Genomic DNA, 23,780 nt, shown 5'->3' with positions numbered 1-23,780 from the left:
GCTGAGCACTACACTCCCGGCATGGTCGAGGACGGTACGTCGGCCGGGGCGGGGACACCCCCACCCGGGCTGTCCTCGCGCGCCCGGGCCCGGGCGGCCCTGGCCCTCGTGGGTCGCAACCGCACCCCCGGCAACCCGGTGCTCGAGCCCCTGCTCCAGGTCGTGCGGGGCACCCACCCGAAGGCGGACGTCGCCGTCATCGAACGGGCCTACGCCGTCGCGGAGCGCGCGCACGAGGGGCAGAAGCGGCGGTCGGGCGATGACTACATCACCCACCCGCTGGCGGTGACGACGATCCTCGCCGAGCTCGGCATGACACCGACGACGTTGGCCGCAGCCCTGCTGCACGACACCGTCGAGGACACCTCGTACAGCCTCGAGGCGCTGCGGCGCGACTTCGGCGACGAGATCGCGATGCTCGTCGACGGCGTGACCAAGCTCGACAAGGTCACCTACGGCCAGGCCGCGCAGGCCGAGACCGTGCGCAAGATGGTCGTGGCCATGGCGCGCGACATCCGGGTGCTCGTCATCAAGCTCGCGGACCGGCTGCACAACGCGCGCACCTGGCGTTACGTGTCGCAGGAGAGCGCTGCCCGCAAGGCCAAGGAGACCCTGGAGATCTACGCCCCGCTGGCCCACCGGCTCGGCATGAACACCATCAAGTGGGAACTCGAGGACCTCTCCTTCCAGGCGCTGTACCCCAAGGTGTACGACGAGATCGTGCGGCTCGTGGCCGAGAGGGCCCCGGCTCGCGAGGAGTACCTCGCCACCGTGCGCGACGAGGTGAGCGCCGACCTGGCCACGGCCAAGATCAAGGCCACCGTCACCGGCCGCCCCAAGCACTACTACTCGGTGTACCAGAAGATGATCGTGGGGGGCCGCGACTTCGAGCAGATCTACGACCTCGTCGCGGTGCGGGTGCTGGTGGAGACCGTTCGCGACTGCTACGCGGCGCTGGGGGCGCTGCACGCCCGGTGGAACCCGGTGCCGGGGCGGTTCAAGGACTACATCGCCATGCCGAAGTTCAACATGTACCAGTCGTTGCACACGACGGTCATCGGCCCCGGTGGCAAGCCCGTCGAGATCCAGATCCGCACGCACACGATGCACCGCCGCGCCGAGTACGGCGTCGCGGCCCACTGGAAGTACAAGGAAGAGCCCAACGCCAAGGGTGCCGCCGCCCTCGGGGCTCAGGGCGGGGCCCAGGTCCGCGACGGCCAGACCGGTCCGATCAACGACATGGCCTGGTTGCGCCAGCTGCTCGACTGGCAGAAGGAGACCTCCGACCCGGGCGAGTTCCTGGAGTCGCTGCGCTTCGAGATCACCGCCAGCGAGGTCTACGTCTTCACGCCCAAGGGACAGCTCGTCGGCCTGCCGGCCGGGTCGACGCCGGTCGACTTCGCCTACGCCGTGCACACCGAGGTCGGGCACCACTGCATCGGCGCCCGGGTCAACGCCCGCCTCGTGCCGTTGGAGAGCCGCCTCGACAACGGCGACGTCGTCGAGGTCCTGACCTCCAAGGCCGACTCCGCCGGCCCCTCGCGGGACTGGCTGAAGTTCGTGCGCTCCGCCCGGGCGCGCAACAAGATCAAGCACTGGTTCACCAAGGAACGCCGTGAGGAGATGATCGACGAGGGCAAGGACGCCCTCGCGAAGGTGATGCGCAAGCAGGGCCTACCGCTGCAGCGACTCACCTCGGTCGAGTCCCTCACAGGGGTCGCCGAGGAGCTGCGCCTGGCCGGGATCGACGGGCTCTACGCCGCCATCGGTGAGGGCCACGTCTCGGCCCAGCACGTCGTGTCGCGACTCGTGGCCTCCGTCGGGGGAGAGGAGGGCGCCAGCGAGGACATCGCCGAGGCAGCCAGCCCCACCGCCCGGCGCACCCACCACCGCCGCTCGGGCGACCCCGGCGTCGTCGTCAAGGACATGTCGGACGTGTGGGTCAAGCTCGCGCGCTGCTGCACCCCGGTGCCCGGCGACGACATCCTGGGCTTCGTCACCCGCGGCAACGGTGTCTCGGTGCACCGCCGCGACTGCACCAACGCCGACTCGCTGCTCTCCCAGCCCGAGAAGATCATCGAGGTCGAGTGGGCACCCACCTCGGGCAGCCTGTTCCTCGTCCAGCTCCAGGTCGACGCCCTCGACCGGTCACGACTGCTCTCCGACGTCACCCGGGTGATCTCCGACGACGGGGTCAACATCCTGTCCGCCGCCGTGACCACCTCGCGTGACCGGATGGCCAAGCTGCACTTCACCTTCGAGATGGGTGACCCGGCGCACCTGGGCCACGTCATACGAGCCGTGCAGGGCGTGGACGGAGTCTTCGACGCCCACCGGGTCACCGGCGGAAAGCGCTCGGACTCGTAGCCCCTGCGCGCTGCAAGTTTCCGTCCCACCGCCGCCTGCTTTATCGGGTGACCCGATAAGGCAGCTCTTCCTGGGACAAGGCTTGTCCAGGGAAGCAGCCCTATATCGGGTGACCCGATAAAGCGCGGTCAGCCGCTGAACTCGTCGAGGCCTGCGCGCGCCTGGTCCAGCCACTGCTGCTGCGCCGCCAGCTTGCTGGTGGCAGCCGCGACGGCCTTGGTGTCGCCCTTGGCCTCGGCCTTGGCCAGGTCGGCCTGGGTCGCGGCCACCGAGGCCTCGAGCTGGTCGACCATCGAGCGAGCCCGCGCGGCCACCTCGGGGTTGGTGCGCTTCCAGCGCTGCTCGTCGGCCTCGCGGATCGTGGCCTCGACCCGGCGCATCCGCTTCTCGACCCGCTCGAGGTCGGCTCGCGGGACCTTGCCGGCGGCCTCCCACCGGTCCTGGATGCCGCGCAGCGCTGCCTTGGCGGCCTCGACGTCGGTGACCGGCACCAGCGCCTCGGCCTCGACGAGCAACGCCTCCTTGACCTCGAGGTTGGCCCGGAAGGACTCGTCCTCGGCGGCGACGACCTCGTCCTTGGCGGTGAAGAAGGCGTCCTGGGCGCTGCGGAAGCGCTCCCAGAGGGCGTCGTCCTCGGCGCGCGAGGCGCGACCGGCCGTGCGCCACCGGTCCATCAGCTGCTTGAACGCGCGGGCGGTCGGAGCCCAGTCGGTGCTCGTCGCGAGCTTCTCGGCCTCGGCGACGAGGGCTTCCTTGGTCGAGCGCGCGTCCGCACGGCTGGTCTCGAGCTCGGCGAACCAGGCGCGGCGACCCTTGTCGAAGGTGTTGCGGGCGTGGCTGAACCGGGTCCACAGGGCGGACTCGGTGGTCTTGTCGAGCTTGGGGCCACTGCGCTGGTGCTGCTTCCACTCATCGAGCAGTGCCCGCATGCGCTCGCCGCTGGTCTTCCACTGGGTGGAGCCGGCTGGCTGGGCCGCGATCTTCTCGGCCTCGGCGACGAGGGCCTCGCGCTGCTCGGCGGCCACCGCGCGGGCCGCGGCGCGCACCTCGGCCTCCTCCGCACGCTTGGCGGCCAGGCCCTCCTCGACCCGGGCCACGGTGGCCTCCAGGGCGGCGAGGTCACCCACGACCCCGGTGGAGGCGATGTGCTCCTTGAGCGTGCTCAGCCCGTCGGCGACCTCCTTGGAGGCGACGTCGGGGTTGCGCAGCCGAGCCTCGAGCAGGTCTGCCGACGCAGCCAGCTCGTCGTACTTGCGCGCGAAGTACTGCAGGGCCTCGTCGGCGGACGCCCCCGGGTAGGACCCCACCTCGCGCTCCTCCTCACCGACGGTGACGAAGACGGTGCCGGTGTCGTCGACCCGACCGAAGCGGGCTGACTCCGAGTGGCTCACCGGCGCGGGCGCCGCCACCGGGCGGGCCTGCAGGCGGGATGCCAGGGCCGCGGGGGAGGGGATCGCGGGGCGGGGGGTGGGCTGGTCGTCGGACACGGTCAGGCCTTCTTCTCGGTGACAGCAACGCTGAGGATGCTGATCGGTGCGGCGGGGAAGCCGTCATCGGGGCTCGAACCACCGGGGCCAACCCCGGCGGCAACAATCTTGTCGACAATATCCAACCCTGCGGTGACCGTGCCGAACACGGTGTACCCGTTGGGGTCCGGCAGGGACGAGTCGTCGTACACGATGAAGAACTGGCCGCCGTTGCCCTCCTCGGGATCCTGGGTGCGGGCCATGGCGACCGTCCCTCGCGGGTAGCTGCCGTCAGCCGGTGCGTTCTCGACGCCGTAGCCGTAGCCGGGGTTGCCCTGACCGGTGCCGGTCGGATCGCCGCACTGGAGCACCTTGAGCGTCGGTGAGGTCGTGAGGCGGTGGCACGGGGCGTTGCGCCAGTAGTCGCGCTCGGCGAGCTGGACGAACGACGCCACGGCTTGGGGAGCCACCTCGCCATCCAGGGTGAACTCGATGTCGCCGCAGTTGGTCGCGATGGTGGCGACGTAGGTCTTGCCCTTGGCCGTCGCGGCATCCGGGAGGTCGAGCTCGGCACCGGTGCCGAGGATCTCCGGCGGCGGCTGGCACCCTGCAATCGTGGTGGCTGCGGCGCTCGGTGAGGTGTCCGGCTCCTGCGAGCCGAAGACGGTGCCCAGCAGGGCCAGCCCGCCGAGCACGGCGACGACCGTGGCGATGATGGCGAGCACCCGGTTGCGCCGCGCCCCGTCGGCCTCGCGCTGGGCGATGGCCTTGAGCTGGCGCTCGTGGCGTCGGCGCGCCCGAGCGCGCTCCTGCTCCTTGGTCATGGCTCGCGGTCCCTTCCTGGTTGCCGGCATCGGCATGGTTCCGGCATCCGGCGACGGAGCCGGTATCGGCGGCCCAGTCTAGGCAGGATGCGGCGGGCTACGCTCGCACCGTGCTCGCCGTCGCCTTCCCCGCTGCCGCCTTCGCCACCAACTGCTACGTCCTCGCGACCGGCCCGGGGCAGGAGTGCCTGGTCGTCGACCCGGGGATCGGGGTCGAGGACACCCTGCGCGAGGTGCTCGCCGAACACCGGTTGCGCCCTGCCGCGGTGCTCCTCACCCACGGCCACCTCGATCACGTCTATTCGGTGACGCCGGTGTGCGGGGGAGACACGGCGGCCTACATCCACACCGACGACCGGTACCGGCTCACCGACCCGATCGCGAGCCTGGCCCCCGGAACGCTGGCGATGATGGAGCAGCAGTTCGGTCAGCGCGCGACGTGGCGCGAGCCCGAGACCGTCGTCGAGGTGACCGACCGCCAGACCCTCACCCTGGCCGGCCTCGAGGTCGAGGTGCTGCACGCGCCCGGGCACACCGAGGGCTCGGTGATGTTCGGTCTCGCCGTCGTGCCCGAGGGCCTGCCCGCCGACGAGGGCCTGGACCGCACCATGGTGTCGGGGGACGTCCTGTTCGCCGGGTCGATCGGGCGCACCGACCTGCCCGGGGGCGACCACGCCGCCATGCAGCGCAGCCTGCGCGACGTCGTCCTGCCCCTGCCCGACTCCACCCTCGTCCTCACCGGCCACGGCCCGGCCACGACGATGCGTCGCGAGCGGGGCACCAACCCGTACCTGCAAGGATTGACCGCGTGAGCACACCCACCAAGGTGACCCCCATCTCCGGGTTCCCCGAGTTCCTGCCTGCCGAGCGGCTCCTGGAGCTGCAGTTCCTCGACGTGATCCGCGAGGTCTTCGAGCTGCACGGTTTCGCGCCGCTCGAGACCCGGGCCGTCGAGCCGGTCGAGCGCCTGCTCGGCAAGGGCGGGGATGCCGACAAGGAGATCTACGGGGTCACCCGCCTCGCCGGGGAGACCTCGGTCAAGGATGCCGCCCTGGGCCTGCACTTCGACCTCACCGTGCCCTTCGCGCGCTACGTGCTGGAGAACGCCGGCAAGCTCGCCTTCCCGTTCCGGCGCTACCAGATCCAGAAGGTGTGGCGTGGTGAGCGACCCCAGGAGGGCCGCTTCCGCGAGTTCACCCAGGCCGACATCGACGTCGTCGACGTCGGCGAGCTCGCGCCGCACTTCGAGGCCGAGATGCCGCTCGTCATCGCCGAGGCGTTCGCGCGGCTGCCGATCGGGGAGTTCCGCATCCAGGTCAACAACCGCAAGATCCCCGAGGGGTTCTACCTCGGCATCGGTCTCAGCGACGTCGCCGGGACGCTGCGCATCGTCGACAAGCTCGACAAGATCGGCCCGCAGAAGGTCACGGCGCTCCTCCTCGAGGCCGGCGCAACCGCGCAGCAGGCCGAGCAGGCGCTTGCGCTCGCCGCCATCAGCAGCACCGACCTGTCGTTCGTGGATGCCGTGCGCGCCCTCGGCGTCGAGCACCCCACCCTGGACGTGGGCCTGGACGCGCTCGCTGCCGTCATCACGGCTGGCCTGGCGCAGGCTCCCGGTGTGCTCGTCGCCGACCTGAAGATCGCCCGTGGGCTCGACTACTACACGGGCACGGTGTACGAGACGCAGCTCGTGGGGTCGGAGGCGTGGGGTTCGGTCTGCTCGGGGGGGCGTTACGACTCGCTCGCCAGCGACGGGCGAACCACCTACCCCGGCGTCGGCATCTCGATCGGCCTGACCCGGCTCGTGCACCTGCTCGTCACCCGCCGCGGTCTGACGGCCACCCGCTCGACCCCGGCCGCCGTCCTCGTCGCGGTCAACGACGAGGACTCCCGCGACGCGTCACGCGACGTGGCCGCGGCACTGCGGGCCCGCGGCATCCCGTGCGAGATCGCTCCGAGTGCGGCCCGCTTCGGCAAGCAGATCCGCTACGCCGACCGTCGCGGCATCCCCTTCGTCTGGTTCCCCGGTGCTGCCGGTGCCGGCGACCAGGTCAAGGACATCCGATCCGGCGAGCAGGTCGAGGCGGATGCCGCGTCGTGGCAGTGCCCGGAGGCTGACCTTCGCCCGGGCGTCACCACCCGCTGACCGCGAACGCGGGTGAAAACCGTCGGCTGGACGACGATCTTCACCCACGTTCGGCGAGAGGGGAGGGGGCCGCTGCGGGTGTGCGGAGCCCGACCTCCCGCAGCTCGAGCAGGGCCAGTTCCCGGATGATCTCGTCGTCACCGCGACGCCACGCCCCGGCCGGGTCGTCGCAGACGCCGGCCAGCCGCGGCATCGGCTGCTTGGCCATGGCGCGCAGGGCGAACAGGTCGAGGTCGGGGGCGGCGTCGATGAAGCGTTGAGCCGCGCTGGCCCGGCGCACGAAGCGCAGGCGCAGGGCGAACCAGAACAGGCCGACGATGAGGATCGGCACGACGGCGGTCGTGAGGGCGAGCAGCAGGGAGAGCTGTTCGACGGCGCTGACCAGTGCCGTGCCGGCCTGCTCGATCTCCGTTCCGACCCCCGACGCCGAGCGGAACGGCGTGGCGACCCGGTCGCCGAGCAGCGGGAGGTCGTCGACGCCGTCGCCCGCACTGGTCATCGTCCCGCGAAAGCTCGACCCGGCCCCGGCGAGGTCACGCCCGGGCTGCGCGAGCTCCATCGTCGTGTCGTGCACCCGGCCGGCGACGCGCACCCACAACGTCACCCAGAGCACGATGCCGACATCGGCGGCGACCTGCACGAGACGGCGGGCGGGGATGTCGCTGTACAACTTCACGAAGAGCTCCTCGAGGGCGGGGGCACGCAGGTGGCGCGGGTCTAGACTCGCACCGCGCGCCCACGCAGCGCACCGCCACGGCATCGGTGCCGTGGACTTCCGTCGAGACAGACAGGGCCAGATAGCCGTGAAGGTCGGGATCCCCAGCGAAGTCAAGAACAACGAGTTCCGCGTCGGCATCACCCCCGTGGGTGTCCACGAACTCGTCCGCCGCGGGCACGAGGTGCTCATCGAGAAGGGGGCCGGGCTCGGGTCGACGATCACCGACGACGAGTACGTGTCCCAGGGCGCGCGCATCCTCGACGACGCGGATGACGTGTGGGGCGAGGCCGACATGGTCATGAAGGTCAAGGAGCCGGTCGCGCAGGAGTACCACCGCCTGCGCGAGGGCCTGACCCTGTTCACCTACCTCCACCTGGCCGCCGACGAGCCGCTGACCCGCGAGCTCGTCGACAAGAAGGTCACGTCGATCGCGTACGAGACGGTCCAGCTCCCCTCGGGCCTGCTGCCGCTGCTGTACCCCATGTCCGAGGTCGCCGGCTGTCTCGCCCCGCAGGTCGGCGCCTACTCGATGATGAAGGCCCAGGGTGGCCGCGGTGTGCTCATGGGCGGCATCGGCGGTGTCGCGAACTCCAAGGTCGTCGTCATCGGTGCCGGTGTGGCCGGGCAGAACGCCGCCAACATCGCCCTCGGCATGGGCGCTGACGTCACCCTGCTCGACACCGACCTCGACAAGCTGCGGATGAGCTTCTGGCGCTACGACAACCGGGTCGCCCAGATCGCCTCGTCGTCGATGTCGATCAAGGAGCAGGTGCTCGGGGCCGACCTCGTCATCGGCACGGTGCTCATCCCGGGTGCCAAGGCGCCCAAGCTCGTCACCGACGAGATGGTCGCCCAGATGAAGCCCGGCTCGGTGCTCGTCGACGTCGCCATCGACCAGGGAGGCTGCTTCGAGCACTCCCGCCCGACCACGCACGCCGACCCGACCTTCCCCGTGCACAACTCGATCTACTACTGCGTCGCGAACATGCCCGGTGCGGTGCCGCACACCTCCACCTGGGCGCTCACCAACGCCACCCTGTCGTACGCGACCAAGCTCGCCGACCGCGGCTGGAAGGACGCCCTGCGGGCCGACCCCGCACTCGCTCTGGGCCTGAACACCGATGCCGGTCACATCACCTACGGCGCCGTCGCCGAGGCGTTCGGCATGGACAGCATCAGCCTCGACGAGGCCCTGTCCTGACCAAGGAACCCACCGAGCCGACGGCCCGGCCCACCGCGGTGGGCCGGGCCGTCGACGCGTGGCTGACCCACCTGGACGTCGAGCGCGGGGTGTCGACCAACACGCTGGCCGCCTACCGCCGCGACCTCACGCGCTGGAGCACCTACCTCGAGCAGGTGGGCGTCAGCACTCCGGCCGACGTCACCGAGGCGAACGTCACCGAGTTCCTGACCCGGCTGCGCGAGGGCGACGAGCACACCAAGCCGCTCGCGGCGACCTCCGCGGCCCGAACCCTCGTCGCGGTGCGAGGCCTGCACCGCTTCCTGGCGCTGGAGGGGGTTCTCGACGCCGACCCGGCACGACGGGTGAGCCCACCCAAGGCCCCCTCGCGGCTGCCCAAGGCCATTCCCGTCGACGAGGTCGAGCGCCTGCTGGAGGCCGCGTCGGTGGGTGACACCCCGGCATCCCTTCGCGACCGGGCCCTGCTCGAGGTCCTCTACGGCACCGGTGCCCGTATCAGCGAGGCCGTGGGCCTCGACGTCGACGACGTGCTGGGGGAGGACGGCGTGGTGCGACTGCGCGGCAAGGGCGGCAAGGACCGCATCGTGCCGCTCGGCTCCTACGCGGCGCAGGCCGTGTCGGCCTGGCTCGTGCGGGGCCGCCCGGCGCTCGCGGCCCGTGGTGGCAGCACCCCAGCGCTCTTCCTCAACACCCGCGGTGCCCGCCTGTCGCGCCAGAGCGCCTGGGCCGTGCTGCGGTCCTGCGCCGATCGCGCGCACCTGACCGGTCACCTGTCGCCCCACACCCTGCGCCACTCCTTCGCGACCCACCTGCTCGAGGGCGGCGCCGACGTGCGCGTGGTCCAGGAACTGCTGGGCCACGCGTCGGTGACGACCACCCAGATCTACACGTTGGTCACCGTGCAGCGACTTCGTGAGGTGTACGCCCAAAGTCATCCGCGTGCCCGCTGATAGGGTCGGCCCCGATCAGCGCGATGCTGACCGTCGAGCACCAGACCATGTACCGGGGAGTAGAGAGTTGGATTCCGACACGGCGTTGCGTAGCGAGGCCCCCGGCACCATGGGGCCCACCGGGCGCCCCCTTCCCGCCTTCCCGGAACCCGCGCCCCTGGCCTCCCACGGGCCCGCGCGCATCATCGCGATGTGCAACCAGAAGGGTGGCGTCGGCAAGACGACGACCACCATCAACCTCGGTGCCGCCCTGGCCGAGGTCGGCCGCCGGGTGCTGCTCGTCGACTTCGACCCGCAGGGGGCCCTGTCCGTCGGCCTCGGCATCCCCACCCACGAGCTCGACGTCACGATCTACAACCTGCTCACCGAGCGCGGCCACGACGTGCGGGACGTCATCGCCCACACCAAGGTCGAGGGCCTCGACGTGCTGCCGGCGAACATCGACCTGTCGGCGGCCGAGGTGCAGCTCGTCGGCGAGGTCGCCCGCGAGCAGATCCTCGCGCGGGTGCTGCGGCCCGTCGTCGACGAGTACGACGTCATCCTCATCGACTGCCAGCCCTCCCTCGGGCTGCTCACCGTCAACGCCCTGACGGCGGCGCACGGCGTCATCATCCCGCTCGAGTGCGAGTTCTTCGCGATGCGGGGCGTCGCCCTGCTCGTCGAGACCATCGAGAAGATCACCGACCGGCTCAACCCGCGACTGCAGGTCGACGGCATCCTCGCCACGATGTACGACGGCCGCACCCTGCACTCGCGCGAGGTCGTGGCCAGCGTCGTCGAGCACTTCGGCGACCGCGTCTTCCACACGGTGATCTCCCGCACCGTGAAGTTCCCCGACGCCTCGCTCGCGGCCGAGCCGCTCACGACGTACGACTCCGCGCACAAGGGTGCCGAGGCCTACCGCCAGCTCGCCCGCGAGCTCATCGCGCGCGGCGGGGCGGCCTGAACCGATGACGACGGCCCCCGAGGAGGTCGGGGGAGCCGCTCCGACCGACCTCACCCCCGGTGGGGTGCTCACCCGCCGGGCTCCGGCGACGGCCTTCGAGGTCTCCCTGGACAACTTCACCGGGCCCTTCGACCTGCTGCTGGGCCTGATCAGCAAGCACAAGCTCGACGTCACCGAGATCGCCCTGGCGCGGGTGACCGACGACTTCATCGCCCACATCAAGGCCGAGCGGGCCAAACCCACGGGCTGGGACCTGTCGCAGGCCACCGAGTTCCTCCTCGTCGCCGCGACCCTGCTCGACCTCAAGGCGGCCCGGCTGCTGCCTCAGTCCGGCCCGGAGGACGAGGAGGACCTCGCGCTCATCGAGGCGCGGGACCTGCTCTTCGCGCGCCTGCTGCAGTACCGGGCCTTCAAGGACATCGCCCACACCTTCGCGCAGCGGATGGCGACCGCCGGGCGCACCCAGCCGCGCACGGCATCCCTCGAACCCCAGTTCGCCGCGCTGCTCCCCGAGCTGGTCATGACCGTGACCCCCGAGCAGCTCGCGATGATCGCGGCGCGGGCCATGGCCCCGAAGCAGGTGCCGACCGTGGGCCTGAGTCACCTGCACGCCCCGCAGGTGAGCGTGCGCGAGCAGGCGTCCATCATCGGCGCCCGACTGCGCCGCGACCGGGTGGCCTCGTTCCGGGCGCTGGTCGCCGACGCCGACTCCACCCTCGTCGTCGTGGCACGCTTCCTCGCGCTGCTCGAGCTGTTCCGGGAGTCCTCGATCGCGTTCGAGCAGGCCGAGGCGCTCGGTGAGCTCACCGTGCGCTGGACCGGCGCCGAGGAGGGCGACATCGAGGTCGATGACGAGTTCGACGACGAGGTCGACGATGACGCGGACCCGTCACTGACCACCACAGAACCAGCGGAGAGCACCGGTGACTGACGAGCACGAGAGCGCGGATGCCGTCGCGCCCCCTCCCGAGGACCAGCTGGCCTTCGACGTGGCCGACTTCCCCGGCGGGATCCACGCCGCCCTCGAGGCGGTGCTCATGGTCGTCGACGAGCCCGTGTCGGTCATGGCGCTGGCCTCCGCCATCGAGCAGCCGGCCGCTGACGTCGAGGCCGCCCTGCGCGAGCTCGAGGACGGGTACGCGGCCCAGCAGCGTGGGTTCACACTGCGCCAGGTCGGGGGAGGGTGGCGGATGTACAGCCGCCACGAGTACGCGCCCGTGGTCGAGCGGTTCGTCCTCGACGGGCAGCAGGCCCGCCTGACCCAGGCCTCGCTCGAGACCCTCGCCGTCATCGCCTACCGCCAGCCGGTGTCCCGTCAGCGGGTGGCCGCCGTGCGCGGGGTCAACGTCGACGGTGTCATCCGCACCCTGCTCAGCCGCGGCCTCATCGAGGAACTCGGCCACGACGAGGAGTCGACCGCGATCCTCTACGGCACGACGTCGTACTTCCTGGAGCGTCTCGGCCTTTCCGACCTCGACGACCTACCCGCCCTCGCCCCGTACCTGCCCGAAGTCGACCTGCTCGACGAGATCGCCGAAGGAGGCCGCTCATGACGCCGCCGAACCCCCGTGGACCCCACCGACCCGGCAAGGGCAAGCCCACGGGCCAGGGAAAGCCAGCAGGAAAGGGCAAGGCATCCGGCCCGGGCAAGGCCAAGCGCCCCACCGCCGGTACGACGCGCCCCAGCCAGCCGACGGCCGTGCCCCAGTGGCCCGACCGTCCGACCGTCGACGTCCACGACCCCGACGGGGTGCGTCTGCAGAAGCTGCTCGCAGCCGCAGGTGTCGGCTCGCGCCGGGTCTGCGAGAACCTGATCACCCAGGGCCGGGTCGAGGTCGACGGCCAGGTCGTCACCGAGCTCGGCGTGCGGATCAAGGCGACCCAGAACGTCCACGTCGACGGCATCCGCATCCAGCTCGACGAGAGCCGCGTCTACCTGGCGTTCAACAAGCCGCTCGGGGTGGTCACCTCGATGAGCGACGAGCTGGGGCGGGTCGACATCGGTGACTTCGTCGCCAATCGCAAGGAGCGGCTCTTCCACGTCGGCCGGCTCGACGCCGACACCGAGGGTCTGCTCATCCTCACCAACGACGGTGAGCTGGCGCACCGGCTCCAGCACCCGCGCTACGGCGTGCTGAAGACCTACCTCGCCCAGATCCAGGGCCAGGTGCCCCGCGACCTCGGGCGGCGGCTGCGTGAGGGCATCATGCTCGAGGACGGCCCGGTCAAGGTCGACTCGTTCCGCGTCGTCGACTCCGCACCCGGCAAGGCCCTGGTCGAGGTGGTGCTGCACGAGGGCCGCAAGCACATCGTGCGGCGCATGCTCGCCGAGGCCGGCCACCCCGTGCTCACCCTGGTACGCACCAAGGTCGGCCCGATCCACCTCGGCGACACCAAGCCGGGCAAGTGGCGCAACCTCACCAACACCGAGGTCGGCCTGCTCTACAAGGCTGCGGAGCTGTGACGCAGGTCCACGTCATCGGCACCGGGCTGCTCGGTACGAGCCTCGGGCTGGCGCTGCGCCGCGTCGGTGACGACGTGACCCTCGAGGACATCAGCCCCACGCACGCGGCCCTGGCGCGCGACCTCGGTGCCGGACGGCTCGCTGAGAGCGCGGTCGACGGCGACGGCGACGCCGGCTTCGAGCCCGACCTCGTCGTCGTCGCGACCCCTCCCGACGTCACGGCTGCGGTCGTGGCCCGGGCGCTGACCCGCTGGCCGACGGCGTTCGTCACCGACCTCGCCTCGGTCAAAGGTGCCGTGGTGAACGGGCTGCGCGCGACCGGCACCGACCTCACCCGCTACTGCGGATCCCACCCGATGGCGGGTCGCGAGCGCTCCGGTGCCGTGTCCGGGCGCTACGACCTGTTCGACGGGCGCGCGTGGGTGTTGACCCCGACCGAGGAGACCGACCCGGCCGCGACCGTGCTCGTCACGGCCGTGGCCCGGTCGGTGGGGGCAGCGGTGAGCACCCTGGCCCCCGAGCGGCACGATGCCGCGGTCGCCGCGGTCTCGCACGTCCCCCAGCTCGCGGCGAGTCTCGTGGCGGCCCGGCTCGAGCCCCTCGACGACGCCGCGGTGGCGCTTGCCGGTCAGGGGCTGCGCGACGTCACCCGGATCGCGGCGAGCGACCCCGGCCTGTGGACCCAGATCCTCGCGGGCAACGCTCCTGCCGTGCGTGACGTGCTGACGGCGCTGGTGGCCGACCTCGAGCGGGTGGTCGACGCCCTCGACGACCTCAGCACGTCGACCGACGCACCCGGAGCGCGCGGTGCCCTGGCCCACGCCATCGCGGCGGGCAACGCCGGCCACGCGCGCATCCCCGGCAAGCACGGGGCCGCCCCCACGACGTACACGACGGTGCGCGTGCTCATCCCCGACGAGCCGGGCCAGCTCGGCCGGCTCTTCGCCCACATCGGCGAGATCGGCGCCAACGTCGAGGAGTTCCACCTCGACCACGGGCTCGGTCAGGCGTTCGGGGTCGCCGAGATCGACGTCGTGCCGGGTGCCGCTGCGGGTCTGGGCGAAGGGCTCACCGAGCGGGGCTGGCACCTGCACGGCTGAGCCGCCAGTAGGCTTGCGGCCCATGAGTGCCCCCCTGACGATCGCCATCGACGGACCCTCCGGCTCGGGCAAGAGCAGCGTCTCGCGAGCCGTGGCCCGTGCCCTCGGTGTCGGTTTCCTCGACACCGGGGCGATGTACCGGGCGCTGACGTGGTGGTGCCTCGAGCGCGACATCGACCTCACTGACGCGGATGCCGTGGCCGCCGCCGCGCGCGACCTCCCGCTCACGGTCGGTACCGACCCGGACGCCCCGACCGTGTCCGTCGACGGCACGGACATCTCGCAGGCCATCCGCACGACACGGGTCAGCACCTCGGTGTCAGCCGTGGCCACCAACCTTCAGGTGCGGGCCGAGCTCCAGCAGCGCCAGCGCGACCTCATGGCCCAGATCGCGCAGGAGACCGGGGGAGTGGTGGCCGAGGGGCGCGACATCACCACCGTCGTGGCCCCGGACGCGAGCGTGCGGGTGCTGCTGACGGCATCCGAGGAGGCGCGGCTGCGCCGGCGCTCCACCGAGCTGCACGGGAGCACCGACGCAGCCGCGGTCGAGGCGACGCGCGACCAGGTGGTGCGGCGCGACCGCGACGACTCGACGGTCTCCACGTTCACCGAGGCCGCACCCGGGGTGGTGCTGGTCGACACCTCCGACCTGGACTTCGACCAGAGCGTGGCCGCCGTGCTCGCCGTGGTCACCGCAGAGACCTCTGCCTGACGCATGCCCGTGGACGAGGTCAGCGCGCCCGGCCCCGCACGGGCACGCCTGGGCCACCGGGTCGGGAGGTTCCTGTTCCGCCTGCTCTATGCCGCCCGCGCGGTGGATGCCGGTCACGTCCCGGGCGAGGGTGCGGTGATCCTCGCCGCGAACCACACCGGCTACCTCGACGGCGCCCTCGTCGTGTCGATGGCGCCGCGCCCGAGTCACTTCCTCGTGCTCGCGAAGACGTTCCAGGGGTTCACCGGGCACCTGCTGCGGTGGAGCGGCCAGATCCCCATCGAGCAGGGCCGCGGGGACCGGGCAGCGCTGGCCCAGGCGCTCGAGGTGCTCGGTCGAGGCGGTGTCCTCGGCATCTTTCCCGAGGGTGGGCGCGGGCGCGGTGACCTCGCGTCGGCCGGCAAGGGGGTGGCCTGGCTGGCCCTGCAGTCCGGGGCTCCCGTCGTGCCCACCGCGTGCCTGGGCACGCGGCGCACGGGTGAGCTCGCGGCATCCTGGCCACGCCTTCGCTCCCGACTCGTCGTCGACTTCGGGGAGCCTGTCGTCCTCGACCTCCCCGACGGCCTGCCCGGCCGGGCCCGCCTCGACCTCGCGACCGAGCAGATCCGCACCGCCCTCGTGGCGCACGTGCACGCCGCCTCCGCCCGCCACGGCATCCCGCTGCCGACGGACGTGCCGCCCGACCTCGTGGACTGAAGCGCCCCTGACGTGGGGGAGAATGGTGGGATGAGCACCGAGGACCCCACCACCGCGACCGCAGACCCCGACGCCGTCGAGCGAGCCCTGCGCGTCGGTCTCGAGGACTTCGAGCTCAGCGACGAGGACCGCGCGCTGCTCGACCGTGACGACGACGACCTCGAGGCCGAGGCCGCATCGGGCCCGCTGCCGGTCGTCGCCGTGATCGGCCGCCCGAACGTCGGCAAGTCCACCCTGGTCAACCGCATCATCGGCCGCCGCGAGGCCGTCGTCGAGGACGTCCCCGGGGTGACCCGCGACCGCGTCGCCTACGACGCCGAGTGGGTCGGCCGCCGCTTCACCCTCGTCGACACCGGCGGCTGGGCCATCGACGCCCGAGGCATCCACCTGCGGGTGGCCGAGCAGGCCGAGATCGCCGTCGACCTCGCCGACGCCGTGCTGTTCGTCGTCGACGCCACCGTGGGGGCCACCGACGACGACGAGAACTGCGTGCGCCTGCTGCGCCGCGCCGGCAAGCCGGTCGTGCTCATCGCGAACAAGGTCGATGACCAGCGCACCGAGGCCGACGCCGCCGCCCTGTGGAACCTCGGCCTCGGGCAGCCCTGGCCGGTCTCGGCGCTGCACGGGCGGGGGAGCGGTGACGCCCTCGACGCCCTGCTCGCGGTGCTGCCGGAGTTCTCCGCCATGGGTGGGGCCTACGAGCGCGAAGGTCCGCGGCGGGTGGCCCTGGTCGGTCGGCCCAACGTCGGCAAGTCCTCCCTGCTCAACAAGCTCGTCGGCCACCAGCGCGTCGTCGTCGATGACGTCGCGGGCACGACCCGCGACCCCGTCGACGAGCTCGTCACCCTCGGCGGGCGCGACTGGCGCTTCGTCGACACGGCCGGCATCCGCCGCCGGGTCCACCAGACGCGTGGCTCCGACTTCTACGCCTCCCTGCGCACCCAGACGGCCCTGGAGAAGGCCGAGGTCGCGGTGGTGCTCGTCGACGCCTCCGAGAAGATCTCCGAGCAGGACGTGCGGGTCATCCAGCAGGTCATCGACGCCGGGCGTGCGCTCGTCATCGCCTACAACAAGTGGGACCTCACCGACGAGGAGCGCCGCCACTTCCTCGAGCGCGAGATCGAGCGCGACCTCGTGCAGATCCCGTGGGCGCCGCGGGCCAACGTCTCGGCCCGCACCGGCCGGCACATGGACCGCCTCGTGCCGGCGCTCGACGTGGCGCTGGAGTCCTGGGGCACGCGCATCTCCACGGGGCGGCTCAACGCCTTCCTCGGTGAGGTCGTCGCCGGCCACCCGCACCCCGTGCGTGGAGGCAAGCAGCCCCGCATCCTCTTCGCGACCCAGGCGGGCACCCAGCCGCCGCGGTTCGTCCTCTTCGCGTCGGGATTCATCGAGGCCGGCTACCGGCGCTTCATCGAGCGCCGCCTGCGCGAGGAGTTCGGCTTCGTCGGCACGCCGATCGAGATCTCGGTACGAGTGCGCGAGAAGCGCTCCCGCCGCTGACCTGGCCTTTCACCCGGGCTCGCCCCGTACCGCGGCCGCAACTTTCCCGCCCGATGCCGGCACCTTCACCTCCACGCCACTTCCTTTCCGATGTTGAGCTGAAGGTTCCGGTGTCAAGGTCTCGGATGCCGCGTCGCGCGGCGTGGATGCCGCGTCGCGTGGCGTGGATGCCGGGTGGGCACCGGGGCGATTGGGTCGCCCCGGCTGCCATGGGATAAGGTTTCGACGCTCCCTCGAGGGGGCAAGCCACGGGCTGTGGCGCAGCTTGGTAGCGCACTTGACTGGGGGTCAAGGGGTCGCAGGTTCAAATCCTGTCAGCCCGACCGAAAAACTGCCTCTGATCTGCGGAAACGCAGGACAGAGGCAGTTTCCGTTTTGACGTGGATCCTCAAAATGGTCGTTTACTAGTCGTGAACGACTTCGCGGCCCTACGAATCCAAGTCCGCGTCGTCGCTCTCAGCCAGCCGCTGGAGGACCTCGGAGAGGTCGGCCGAGACCGGTGGCCTTGCGATGTAGTGGTCTCGGGTGACCTGGCTCGAGGAGTGGCCGAGCTGGCGCGAGGCGAGCTCAGACGTCGCTGCCTCGGAGATCAGTGTCGCCACCGTCTTGCGGAACGTGTGCGGAGTGACCCATTCATAACCCGTGTCCTTGCGGATCTGCCGCCAGCGCCGCTCGACGTTGACGACTTGATGCCACGTGCCGTTACGGGTCGCGAAGACAGCGTCGTTTTCGTTGGTCGTCGCGAACTCCCGGCGCACCCGGAGCAGTTCAGCGGCGAACCGCGGCAGCACCACGGTGCGCCGGCTGGCATCCGTCTTCGGCGTGGGCTTACGGTAGGTGCCCTTTCCGGTCTCGGTCTTGATGGTGCCCGACACCGTGAGGACGGGCAGGTCGCCGTCGAGGTCCAGGTCACTCCAGCGCAACGCGAGGATTTCGCCGATGCGGCATCCGGTGGCGAGCATCAGGTCGATGATGTCGGCCATGTCGCTGGTGCCCTCGGCCCGGGGCGGTCGGTGGTGACCCACTGGCGTACCGCCGCCCGTATCGCAACGAGATCCTCGACCCGCAAGGCTCTGGTCTCCTGTTTGGGCCGGTGAACCCGGGTCGTGCCGCGGGCTGGGTTCGTGGGGATCGCGTCGTGCCGAACCGCCAGGTCGAGCATCGCCCCGAGGACGACCTTGGCCTTGCGCTGCCGGTTCACGCTCTGATCGCGCAACCGCAGGAGGAGCCGATCCAGCCGCCCGGTAGTGGCCTCGCGGAGCTTCAGCCCACCCACACACCTGCCAGCCCACGATCATCCGGGAGAACACGTCCAGGACGAACGCGACGTAGGTCCACCCGGCGTGGGTGCGTACGTAGGTCAGGTCGGCCACCCACAGCTGGTTCGGGCCGGTCGCGACGAACTCCCGCTTGACCAGGTCCTGCGGCCGCGGTGTCTGCGCGCCGTCCCCGATGGTGGTCCTGCGGGTCTTCTCCCGCGCGATCCCACGTAGGCCCTCGGCGCGCATCAGCCGTTCCACCGTGCAGCGGGCGACCTTCACGCCCTGCCGGTTGAGCTGGGCGTGGACCTTCCTGACCCCATAGACACCCAGGTTCGCCGCGTGCGCGGCCCTGATCTGTGCGACCAGCTCGACGTCACGCACCGACCTCGCCGACGGCGGGCGATTCTTGGACGCGTAGTAGCCACTCGGGGCGATCGTGACGCCGGCCTTCTTCAGCTCGGCGCAGATCGGCTCGACCCCGACCTCACGCTCATCGACCACGTCGTGGCGATGGGCGTCGATGTAGGCCACTACCTGGTGGTGGGGCGGTCGAGCTCCGCCGCGAAGAAAGGCTTGATATGTAGGTGATCGGCGCGTTGGTCCCGGGTGGTTCCCAGTCGCGGGTGGAGGCTCGTGGTGAGTCATTCATCGAGGAGGTTGCGACGTCTGATTTCGGGTCGTTCATGCCGTGCCTGGTGCGCCCGGTGGGTAGCGCGCCGAGCTTGGGTGATCCGCTGGTCGATGAGTACCTGAGGTTCACCGCGGCGCGGGTGCGGGCGAACACGTTGACGGCGCAGGCGTTCGACCTGAAGGTCTTCTTCACGGTGGTGCCCAAGACGCCGCAGCAGGTCACGGTCACGGACGTGCTGTTCTTCATCGAGGCCCAGCGTGCCCCTCGTCGTGGTGGCAACGTGATCCGCCTCGCCGATGGCGAGGCGGGCTTGGCCGCGTCGACGATCAAGCGACGGCTGGCCACGGTGTCCTCGCTGTTTGACTACCTGTTCTTGCGTGGGATCTGTGACCGCAACCCCGTTCCGCGCAGCCTGGGTGCACGTCATGCCCGACCTGACGGGCGAGGCCACGGCGGGCGGCGTGGGGCGCCGCTGGTGCGGGCACCGCGCAAGCTGCCGCGCGTGCTCGCGCCCGCGGAGGTGAGCGCCTTGACCGGGGCGCTGCGTACCGAGCGGGATCGGGCGATGGTCGCGTTGATGGTCCATGGTGGGCTGCGCCGGTGCGAGGTCCTGGGGCTGCGGTTCGAGCATGTGCAGGTCGGGGACCGGCGGGTGTTCGTCGCGGACGGCAAGGGCGGGCATCAACGCCTCGTCCCGGTCGCCGATGTCTTCTTCACCACCCTGGCCGCTTACCTGAGCAGTGAGCGGCCTACCGAGGCGATCGACGACCACGTCTTCGTGGTTCTGAAGGGACCCAACCGTGGGCGGCCGTTGACCGCGGCCGGGCTCGATGAGGTCATGGCCGGCGCCCGGGGCCGGGCCGGGCTGACGCATGCGTCCTGCCACGAGCTGCGGCACACCTGCTTCACCCGGCTGCGCGAGGCCGGGATGGCGCTCGAGGCGATCCAGGCCCAGGCCGGGCACGCCTCGATCGAAACCACCCGGGTGTACCTGCACCTGTCCAACGACTGGCTCGCCGGGGAGTACCAGCGGGCGATGGCCATCCTCGATGGCCTACACGAGGAGGAACCGTGAGCACCCCCGCGACAGCAGTCCACACCCCAACCCCTGACGAGACGGCCGTGCCGGTGCCGGTGCCGGTGCCGGTACCGGTGCCGGTGCCGGTCGCGCTGTCGTTGGCGGCCGTGGCCCGCACCTACGTCCAAGCTGGGGCCACGCCCTGCGCGCGCCGGATCCGGCGTGCCGGAGTCGAAGCCTTCCGGCGCAGGTTCGGGGACCTGCAGGGCTGGCGCGCGGCGTCAGTGGCCGAGCGACGACAGGTCCGCACCGAGGTCGCCTCGTTCGCAGGGCGCGCCGTGATCGCCTGCGGTGTCGGAGGGTGTCAAGTTGTCTGTGTAAGTGAGGTGGGTCACATGGGGTTAGAGGTAGGTGTTGATGCGGTCGGGGTAGACGAGGGCGAGCTCTCCGAGGGCTGCTTTCCAGCCTTGGATGACGGAGCCTTCGACGAGTTTGCCGGGGGCCTTTCGCGGGGTTCCCTTGGGCAGGCCGGCTTCCTTGGCGCGTTGCCGGGCACGTTTGTCCTCGATGGTGCGGATCGCGAGCCAGAGCAGCTTGATCGCTGCGGTGTCGCTGGGGAAGTGGCCGCGGTTCTTGATGATCTTGCGCAGCTGGTAGTTCAACGACTCGATCGAGTTCGTGGTGTAGATGACCTTCCGCAAGGCCGGCCCGAACGCCAGGAACGGGGTGAACCGGTCCCAGGCGTTCTCCCACGACGCGACGGCGGCGGGGTACTTCTTACCGAGTTTGGAGTCCGCGAACGTGGCCAGGGCCATGAGCGCGGCGTCCTCGTTGGCTGCGGTGTAGATCGGGCGCAGCATCGCGGCGACGGCCTTGCGGTCGCTGTAGGACACGAACCGCATCGAGGCCCGGATCAGGTGCACCACACACGTTTGGACCATCGCTTCACGCCAGGTGCCCTCGATGGCCTCGGGGAGCCCGGTCAGCCCGTCGCAGCACACGATCAGCACGTCCTTGACGCCGCGGTTGGCCAGCTCGGCGCACACCGACGCCCAGAACTTCGCGCCCTCGGCGGCTTGGACCCAGATGCCCAGGACGTGCTTGACCCCGTCCATGTCGACGCCGACGGCGATGTGCGCGGCCCGGTTGGTCACGTGCGCGCCGTCGCGGATCTTGACCACGAGGGCGTCGAGGTAGAGCACCGGGTAGAACGCCTCCAACGGGCGGGCCTGCCACGCCTTGACCTCTTCGAGCACCGCGTCGGTGACGTTGGCGATCGTCTCGTGCGAGAGCTCGGTGCCCAGCGTGGACGCCAGGTGGTGCTGGATGTCGCGGATCGTCATCCCGCCGGCGTACAGGCTGATGATCATGTCCTCGAGCCCGCCCAGGCGGCGGGTGCCCTTGGGCACCAGCGCGGAGGCGAACGTGGAGTTACGGTCCCGCGGCTGGTCCAAACCGATGTCACCAACCTCGGTGGACACCGTCTTCGGGGTGGTCCCGTTGCGCGAGTTGCCCGACCCCTTCCCGGCCGGGTCGCCCTTGTCGTACCCGAGGTGGCCAGTCAGCTCGGCCTCCATCCCCCGCTCGAGAACGGCCTTGATCATCTCCGGCAAGAACCCGCCCTCACCGGTCAGCGACAGCCCACGCTCACCCGTCGCAGCCATCAACTGGTCCAGCATCTCGTCGGTAAACAACTCCCGACGCAACCGGCGAGCCTCAGGCTCGACAGCGTCCTTCTTCGCTTCCTTGGTCATGCTCACAATCAAACTCCTTCAGGTCGGCAACCCCCTCCCTTACACAGACCATCTGATACCCCCCGGTGTCGCGGTGGACGTCGACTTCGTCGTCGCCTCCGGCTGCCGATGGGGCAAGTACCTGCGCGACGCCTACCCGCAGCAGGCAGACACGTTCCAGGCGCAGGCCTGTTCACTTGGGTTCTGCGACAGAGAGATCGGCCGAATGTGGGCCTGGCTGGCGAAGATCTGCGTCGTCACCGGGACCAGCCCTCAAGGGCTAGCCGCGACGCAGTACCACCAGGCCAGGGCCGCAGGGCACGACGCCGTCATCGCGCAGCGCGGGTACCGGCCGAAGTCGTTGTCGACGCCGCTGTTCGGGCTCGACGCGGTGATGTTCCACCGCGGGCAGGCACCCGCCCCGGACATCCGGCGCCGCTGGACCGGCCGGCCGGCCAACGAGGTCGACTGGGACGACCTCACCTCCATGGCACCGGTCATGGTCACCACGATGCGCCGCTACCTGCACCAGTGCTCCCTGTCGCTGCGGGCATCCTCGGTGGCCCTGTTCGACACGACCCTGCGTCAGTTCGCGACCGCCCTGGTGGCCTCGGACCCGCCGGTCACCCGGGTGCGCGACATCAACCGTGAGCACGTCGAAGCATTCAAGGCGCAGTTGGCTGACCGGCCCGGCTACCGCGGCAAACCGTTGACGAAGACCACCCTGGGGATGCGGATGGGTCACCTGCACACCTTCTTCACCCGGATCATCGAGTGGGACTATGACGACGCCCCCACCCGGATCCCGGTGTACGGCACCGACCGGCCCCGCCTGGACAAGCCCCTGCCGAAGTTCCTCGACGACGCCCAGGCCGCCGCGTTCATGACCGCAGCCAAGAACCTGCCCGACCCGCTCGACCGGCTCATCGTCCTGGCCCTGGCCCGCACCGGGATGCGCCGCGGCGAGCTGCTCGGGCTCAGCGTCGACGCCGTCGTGCAGATCGGCACCGGGTACTGGCTACGCACCCCGGTCGGCAAGCTCCACACCGACCGGTACATCCCGCTACACCCCCAGCTGAAGGACCTGCTCGACGCGTGGATCGCCGCCCGCCCGGACTGGCAGGCCAGCACCGTGCTGCTGACCGAGCGAGGCCGCCCGATCCCACCGACCCGGGTCGACAAGGCCGTCCAGAAGGCCGCCACCGCAGCAGGGCTCGGGCACGTCCACCCGCACCAGTTGCGCCACACCCTGGCCACCCAAGCCATCAACCGCGGGATGAGCCTGGAAGCCATCGCTGCCCTGCTCGGTCACCACGACCTGTCGATGACCATGGTGTACGCCCGGATCGCTGACCGCACGGTCACCGACGAGTACTTCGCCGTCACCAAGAAGGTCGAGACCCTGTACGCCACCAGCCGGCCCGCCGTGCTCTCCGACGACGCGGCCGGACCCGCCATGCACGCCCTTCGCGCCGAGGCCACCAAGCGGCTGCTCGGCAACGGCTACTGCACCCGCCCCCTGGAGCTCGACTGCCGCTACGAGACGATCTGCGAGTCCTGCACCATGTTCTTCACCACCATCGAACACCGCCCCACCCTCCAAGCCCAACGCGACGACGCCGACACCAAAGGCCAGACCGGCCGCCGAGACGCCTACGAAGCACTCCTCAAACGACTCGACCCGACACCCACTTGACAGCGATCACCCGCATAAGCCGACGCCGTCCTCAAGATGTGGTTGGCCCGACGCAGTTCACGGTTCTCCCGCTCCAACTCCACCAACCGCTGCGCGTCACTGGTCGTGGTGCCCGCCCGGGTGCCGCCGTCGACCTCGGCTTGCCGGACCCAGTTGCGCAACGTCTCGGGGTGCATACCGAGCTGGCCGGCTACTCGAGAAATCGCACCTGGCCTGGTCGCCGGGTCCTGCCTCAACTCCACAGCCATCCGCGTCGCGCGCTCACGCAACTCATCGCTGCACTTCTTGTGTGCTGCCATGACTCTCATCCTCCATGGATTGAGAGCCTCCACCAGACCCGGGGCGAT

The 23,780-nt window shown here is 70.7% G+C and carries 21 protein-coding genes and 1 tRNA gene; 16 read left to right on the top strand and 6 right to left on the bottom strand.

The genetic code is table 11. From position 1 onward, the window contains the following. The first annotated feature begins 21 nt into the window (after positions 1 to 21). On the top strand, positions 22 to 2,367 hold the full coding sequence (locus C8E84_RS03210) for a RelA/SpoT family protein (RefSeq protein WP_211675367.1): 2,346 nt from the start codon (positions 22 to 24) through the stop codon (positions 2,365 to 2,367). Positions 2,368 to 2,495: 128 nt separating this feature from the next. On the opposite strand, the gene C8E84_RS03205 is transcribed toward C8E84_RS03210, so the two are convergent. Further along, on the bottom strand, positions 2,496 to 3,854 hold the full coding sequence (locus C8E84_RS03205; RefSeq protein WP_246196749.1) for a DUF349 domain-containing protein: 1,359 nt from the start codon (positions 3,852 to 3,854) through the stop codon (positions 2,496 to 2,498). 2 nt (positions 3,855 to 3,856) lie between these two features. Beyond that, positions 3,857 to 4,657 carry a peptidylprolyl isomerase gene (locus C8E84_RS03200; RefSeq protein WP_159899426.1) on the bottom strand — a complete coding sequence of 267 codons (801 nt, stop codon included), beginning with the start codon at positions 4,655 to 4,657 and terminating at the stop codon, positions 3,857 to 3,859. 110 nt (positions 4,658 to 4,767) lie between these two features. Between C8E84_RS03200 and C8E84_RS03195 the strand changes: the two genes are divergently transcribed. Both C8E84_RS03195 and hisS read left to right on the top strand, forming a co-directional pair. Continuing rightward, on the top strand, positions 4,768 to 5,469 hold the full coding sequence (locus tag C8E84_RS03195; RefSeq protein WP_159899424.1) for an MBL fold metallo-hydrolase: 702 nt from the start codon (positions 4,768 to 4,770) through the stop codon (positions 5,467 to 5,469). Continuing rightward, positions 5,466 to 6,803, top strand: a complete 1,338-nt coding sequence (gene hisS / locus C8E84_RS03190) for a histidine--tRNA ligase (RefSeq protein ID WP_159899422.1) — start codon at positions 5,466 to 5,468, stop codon at positions 6,801 to 6,803. The genes C8E84_RS03195 and hisS overlap by 4 nt, the downstream gene beginning before the upstream one ends. 40 nt (positions 6,804 to 6,843) lie before the next feature. Here hisS and C8E84_RS03185 read toward each other — a convergent pair whose 3' ends face one another. Continuing rightward, complete coding sequence (locus C8E84_RS03185) at positions 6,844 to 7,479, bottom strand: hypothetical protein (RefSeq protein ID WP_159899420.1); 636 nt, start codon at positions 7,477 to 7,479, stop codon at positions 6,844 to 6,846. A gap of 127 nt (positions 7,480 to 7,606) precedes the next feature. Here C8E84_RS03185 and ald point away from each other — a divergent pair, with 127 nt between their 5' ends. The 11 genes from ald to C8E84_RS03130 all read left to right on the top strand — a co-directional run bounded on the left by ald (position 7,607) and on the right by C8E84_RS03130 (position 17,416). Continuing rightward, positions 7,607 to 8,722 (top strand): alanine dehydrogenase, encoded by a 1,116-nt coding sequence (ald, locus tag C8E84_RS03180; protein ID WP_246196748.1) that lies wholly within the window; start codon positions 7,607 to 7,609, stop codon positions 8,720 to 8,722. A 38-nt stretch (positions 8,723 to 8,760) separates the two neighbouring features. Further along, positions 8,761 to 9,672, top strand: coding sequence for a site-specific tyrosine recombinase XerD (gene xerD / locus C8E84_RS03175; RefSeq protein ID WP_246196747.1), 912 nt, complete (start codon positions 8,761 to 8,763; stop codon positions 9,670 to 9,672). Between the two features lie 109 nt (positions 9,673 to 9,781). Further along, positions 9,782 to 10,618 carry a ParA family protein gene (locus C8E84_RS03170; RefSeq protein WP_159904406.1) on the top strand — a complete coding sequence of 279 codons (837 nt, stop codon included), beginning with the start codon at positions 9,782 to 9,784 and terminating at the stop codon, positions 10,616 to 10,618. Positions 10,619 to 10,622: 4 nt separating this feature from the next. Next, the gene (locus C8E84_RS03165) at positions 10,623 to 11,549 is read left to right on the top strand and encodes a segregation and condensation protein A (protein WP_159899418.1); all 927 of its coding nucleotides are present in this window, start codon (positions 10,623 to 10,625) and stop codon (positions 11,547 to 11,549) included. Beyond that, positions 11,542 to 12,171, top strand: coding sequence for an SMC-Scp complex subunit ScpB (scpB, locus tag C8E84_RS17745; RefSeq protein WP_159899416.1), 630 nt, complete (start codon positions 11,542 to 11,544; stop codon positions 12,169 to 12,171). Before C8E84_RS03165 ends, scpB begins: the two co-directional genes overlap by 8 nt. Next, a complete protein-coding gene (locus C8E84_RS03155; protein WP_159899414.1) occupies positions 12,168 to 13,082 on the top strand; it encodes a pseudouridine synthase in 915 nt (304 codons plus the stop codon). Before scpB ends, C8E84_RS03155 begins: the two co-directional genes overlap by 4 nt. Then, positions 13,079 to 14,182 carry a prephenate dehydrogenase gene (locus tag C8E84_RS03150; protein ID WP_159899412.1) on the top strand — a complete coding sequence of 368 codons (1,104 nt, stop codon included), beginning with the start codon at positions 13,079 to 13,081 and terminating at the stop codon, positions 14,180 to 14,182. The genes C8E84_RS03155 and C8E84_RS03150 overlap by 4 nt, the downstream gene beginning before the upstream one ends. Positions 14,183 to 14,204: 22 nt before the next feature. Next, positions 14,205 to 14,894 (top strand): (d)CMP kinase, encoded by a 690-nt coding sequence (gene cmk / locus C8E84_RS03145; protein ID WP_159899410.1) that lies wholly within the window; start codon positions 14,205 to 14,207, stop codon positions 14,892 to 14,894. Between the two features lie 3 nt (positions 14,895 to 14,897). Further along, entirely contained in the window at positions 14,898 to 15,590 is a 693-nt protein-coding gene (locus tag C8E84_RS03140) for a lysophospholipid acyltransferase family protein (protein WP_159899408.1), read from the top strand. A 30-nt stretch (positions 15,591 to 15,620) separates the two neighbouring features. After that, complete coding sequence (gene der / locus C8E84_RS03135; protein ID WP_159899406.1) at positions 15,621 to 17,093, top strand: ribosome biogenesis GTPase Der; 1,473 nt, start codon at positions 15,621 to 15,623, stop codon at positions 17,091 to 17,093. Positions 17,094 to 17,342: 249 nt separating this feature from the next. Beyond that, positions 17,343 to 17,416, top strand: a tRNA-Pro gene (locus tag C8E84_RS03130). A 105-nt stretch (positions 17,417 to 17,521) separates the two neighbouring features. On the opposite strand, the gene C8E84_RS18490 is transcribed toward C8E84_RS03130, so the two are convergent. Continuing rightward, a complete protein-coding gene (locus C8E84_RS18490) occupies positions 17,522 to 18,886 on the bottom strand; it encodes an IS3 family transposase (RefSeq protein WP_159899404.1) in 1,365 nt (454 codons plus the stop codon). 191 nt (positions 18,887 to 19,077) lie between these two features. On the opposite strand from C8E84_RS18490, the gene C8E84_RS03120 reads away from it, so the two are divergent. After that, positions 19,078 to 20,061: a tyrosine-type recombinase/integrase gene (locus C8E84_RS03120; RefSeq protein ID WP_246196743.1), complete on the top strand. Its 984-nt coding sequence runs from the start codon at positions 19,078 to 19,080 to the stop codon at positions 20,059 to 20,061. 344 nt (positions 20,062 to 20,405) lie between these two features. On the opposite strand, the gene C8E84_RS03115 is transcribed toward C8E84_RS03120, so the two are convergent. Then, positions 20,406 to 21,683: an IS256 family transposase gene (locus C8E84_RS03115; protein WP_246197037.1), complete on the bottom strand. Its 1,278-nt coding sequence runs from the start codon at positions 21,681 to 21,683 to the stop codon at positions 20,406 to 20,408. A gap of 148 nt (positions 21,684 to 21,831) precedes the next feature. On the opposite strand from C8E84_RS03115, the gene C8E84_RS03110 reads away from it, so the two are divergent. After that, entirely contained in the window at positions 21,832 to 23,433 is a 1,602-nt protein-coding gene (locus C8E84_RS03110) for a tyrosine-type recombinase/integrase (protein ID WP_211675365.1), read from the top strand. Here C8E84_RS03110 and C8E84_RS18485 read toward each other — a convergent pair. Next, entirely contained in the window at positions 23,391 to 23,681 is a 291-nt protein-coding gene (locus C8E84_RS18485) for a transposase (protein ID WP_425495964.1), read from the bottom strand. The two genes, C8E84_RS03110 and C8E84_RS18485, sit on opposite strands and share 43 nt — an antisense overlap. Between the last annotated feature and the right edge of the window lie 99 nt (positions 23,682 to 23,780).

The organism is Ornithinibacter aureus, from assembly GCF_009858245.1.
GTDB classification, from domain to species: Bacteria; Actinomycetota; Actinomycetes; order Actinomycetales; family Dermatophilaceae; genus Fodinibacter; species Fodinibacter aureus.
Note: the sequence above shows the minus strand (reverse complement) of the source record. Positions and strands in the feature narration are given on the sequence as shown.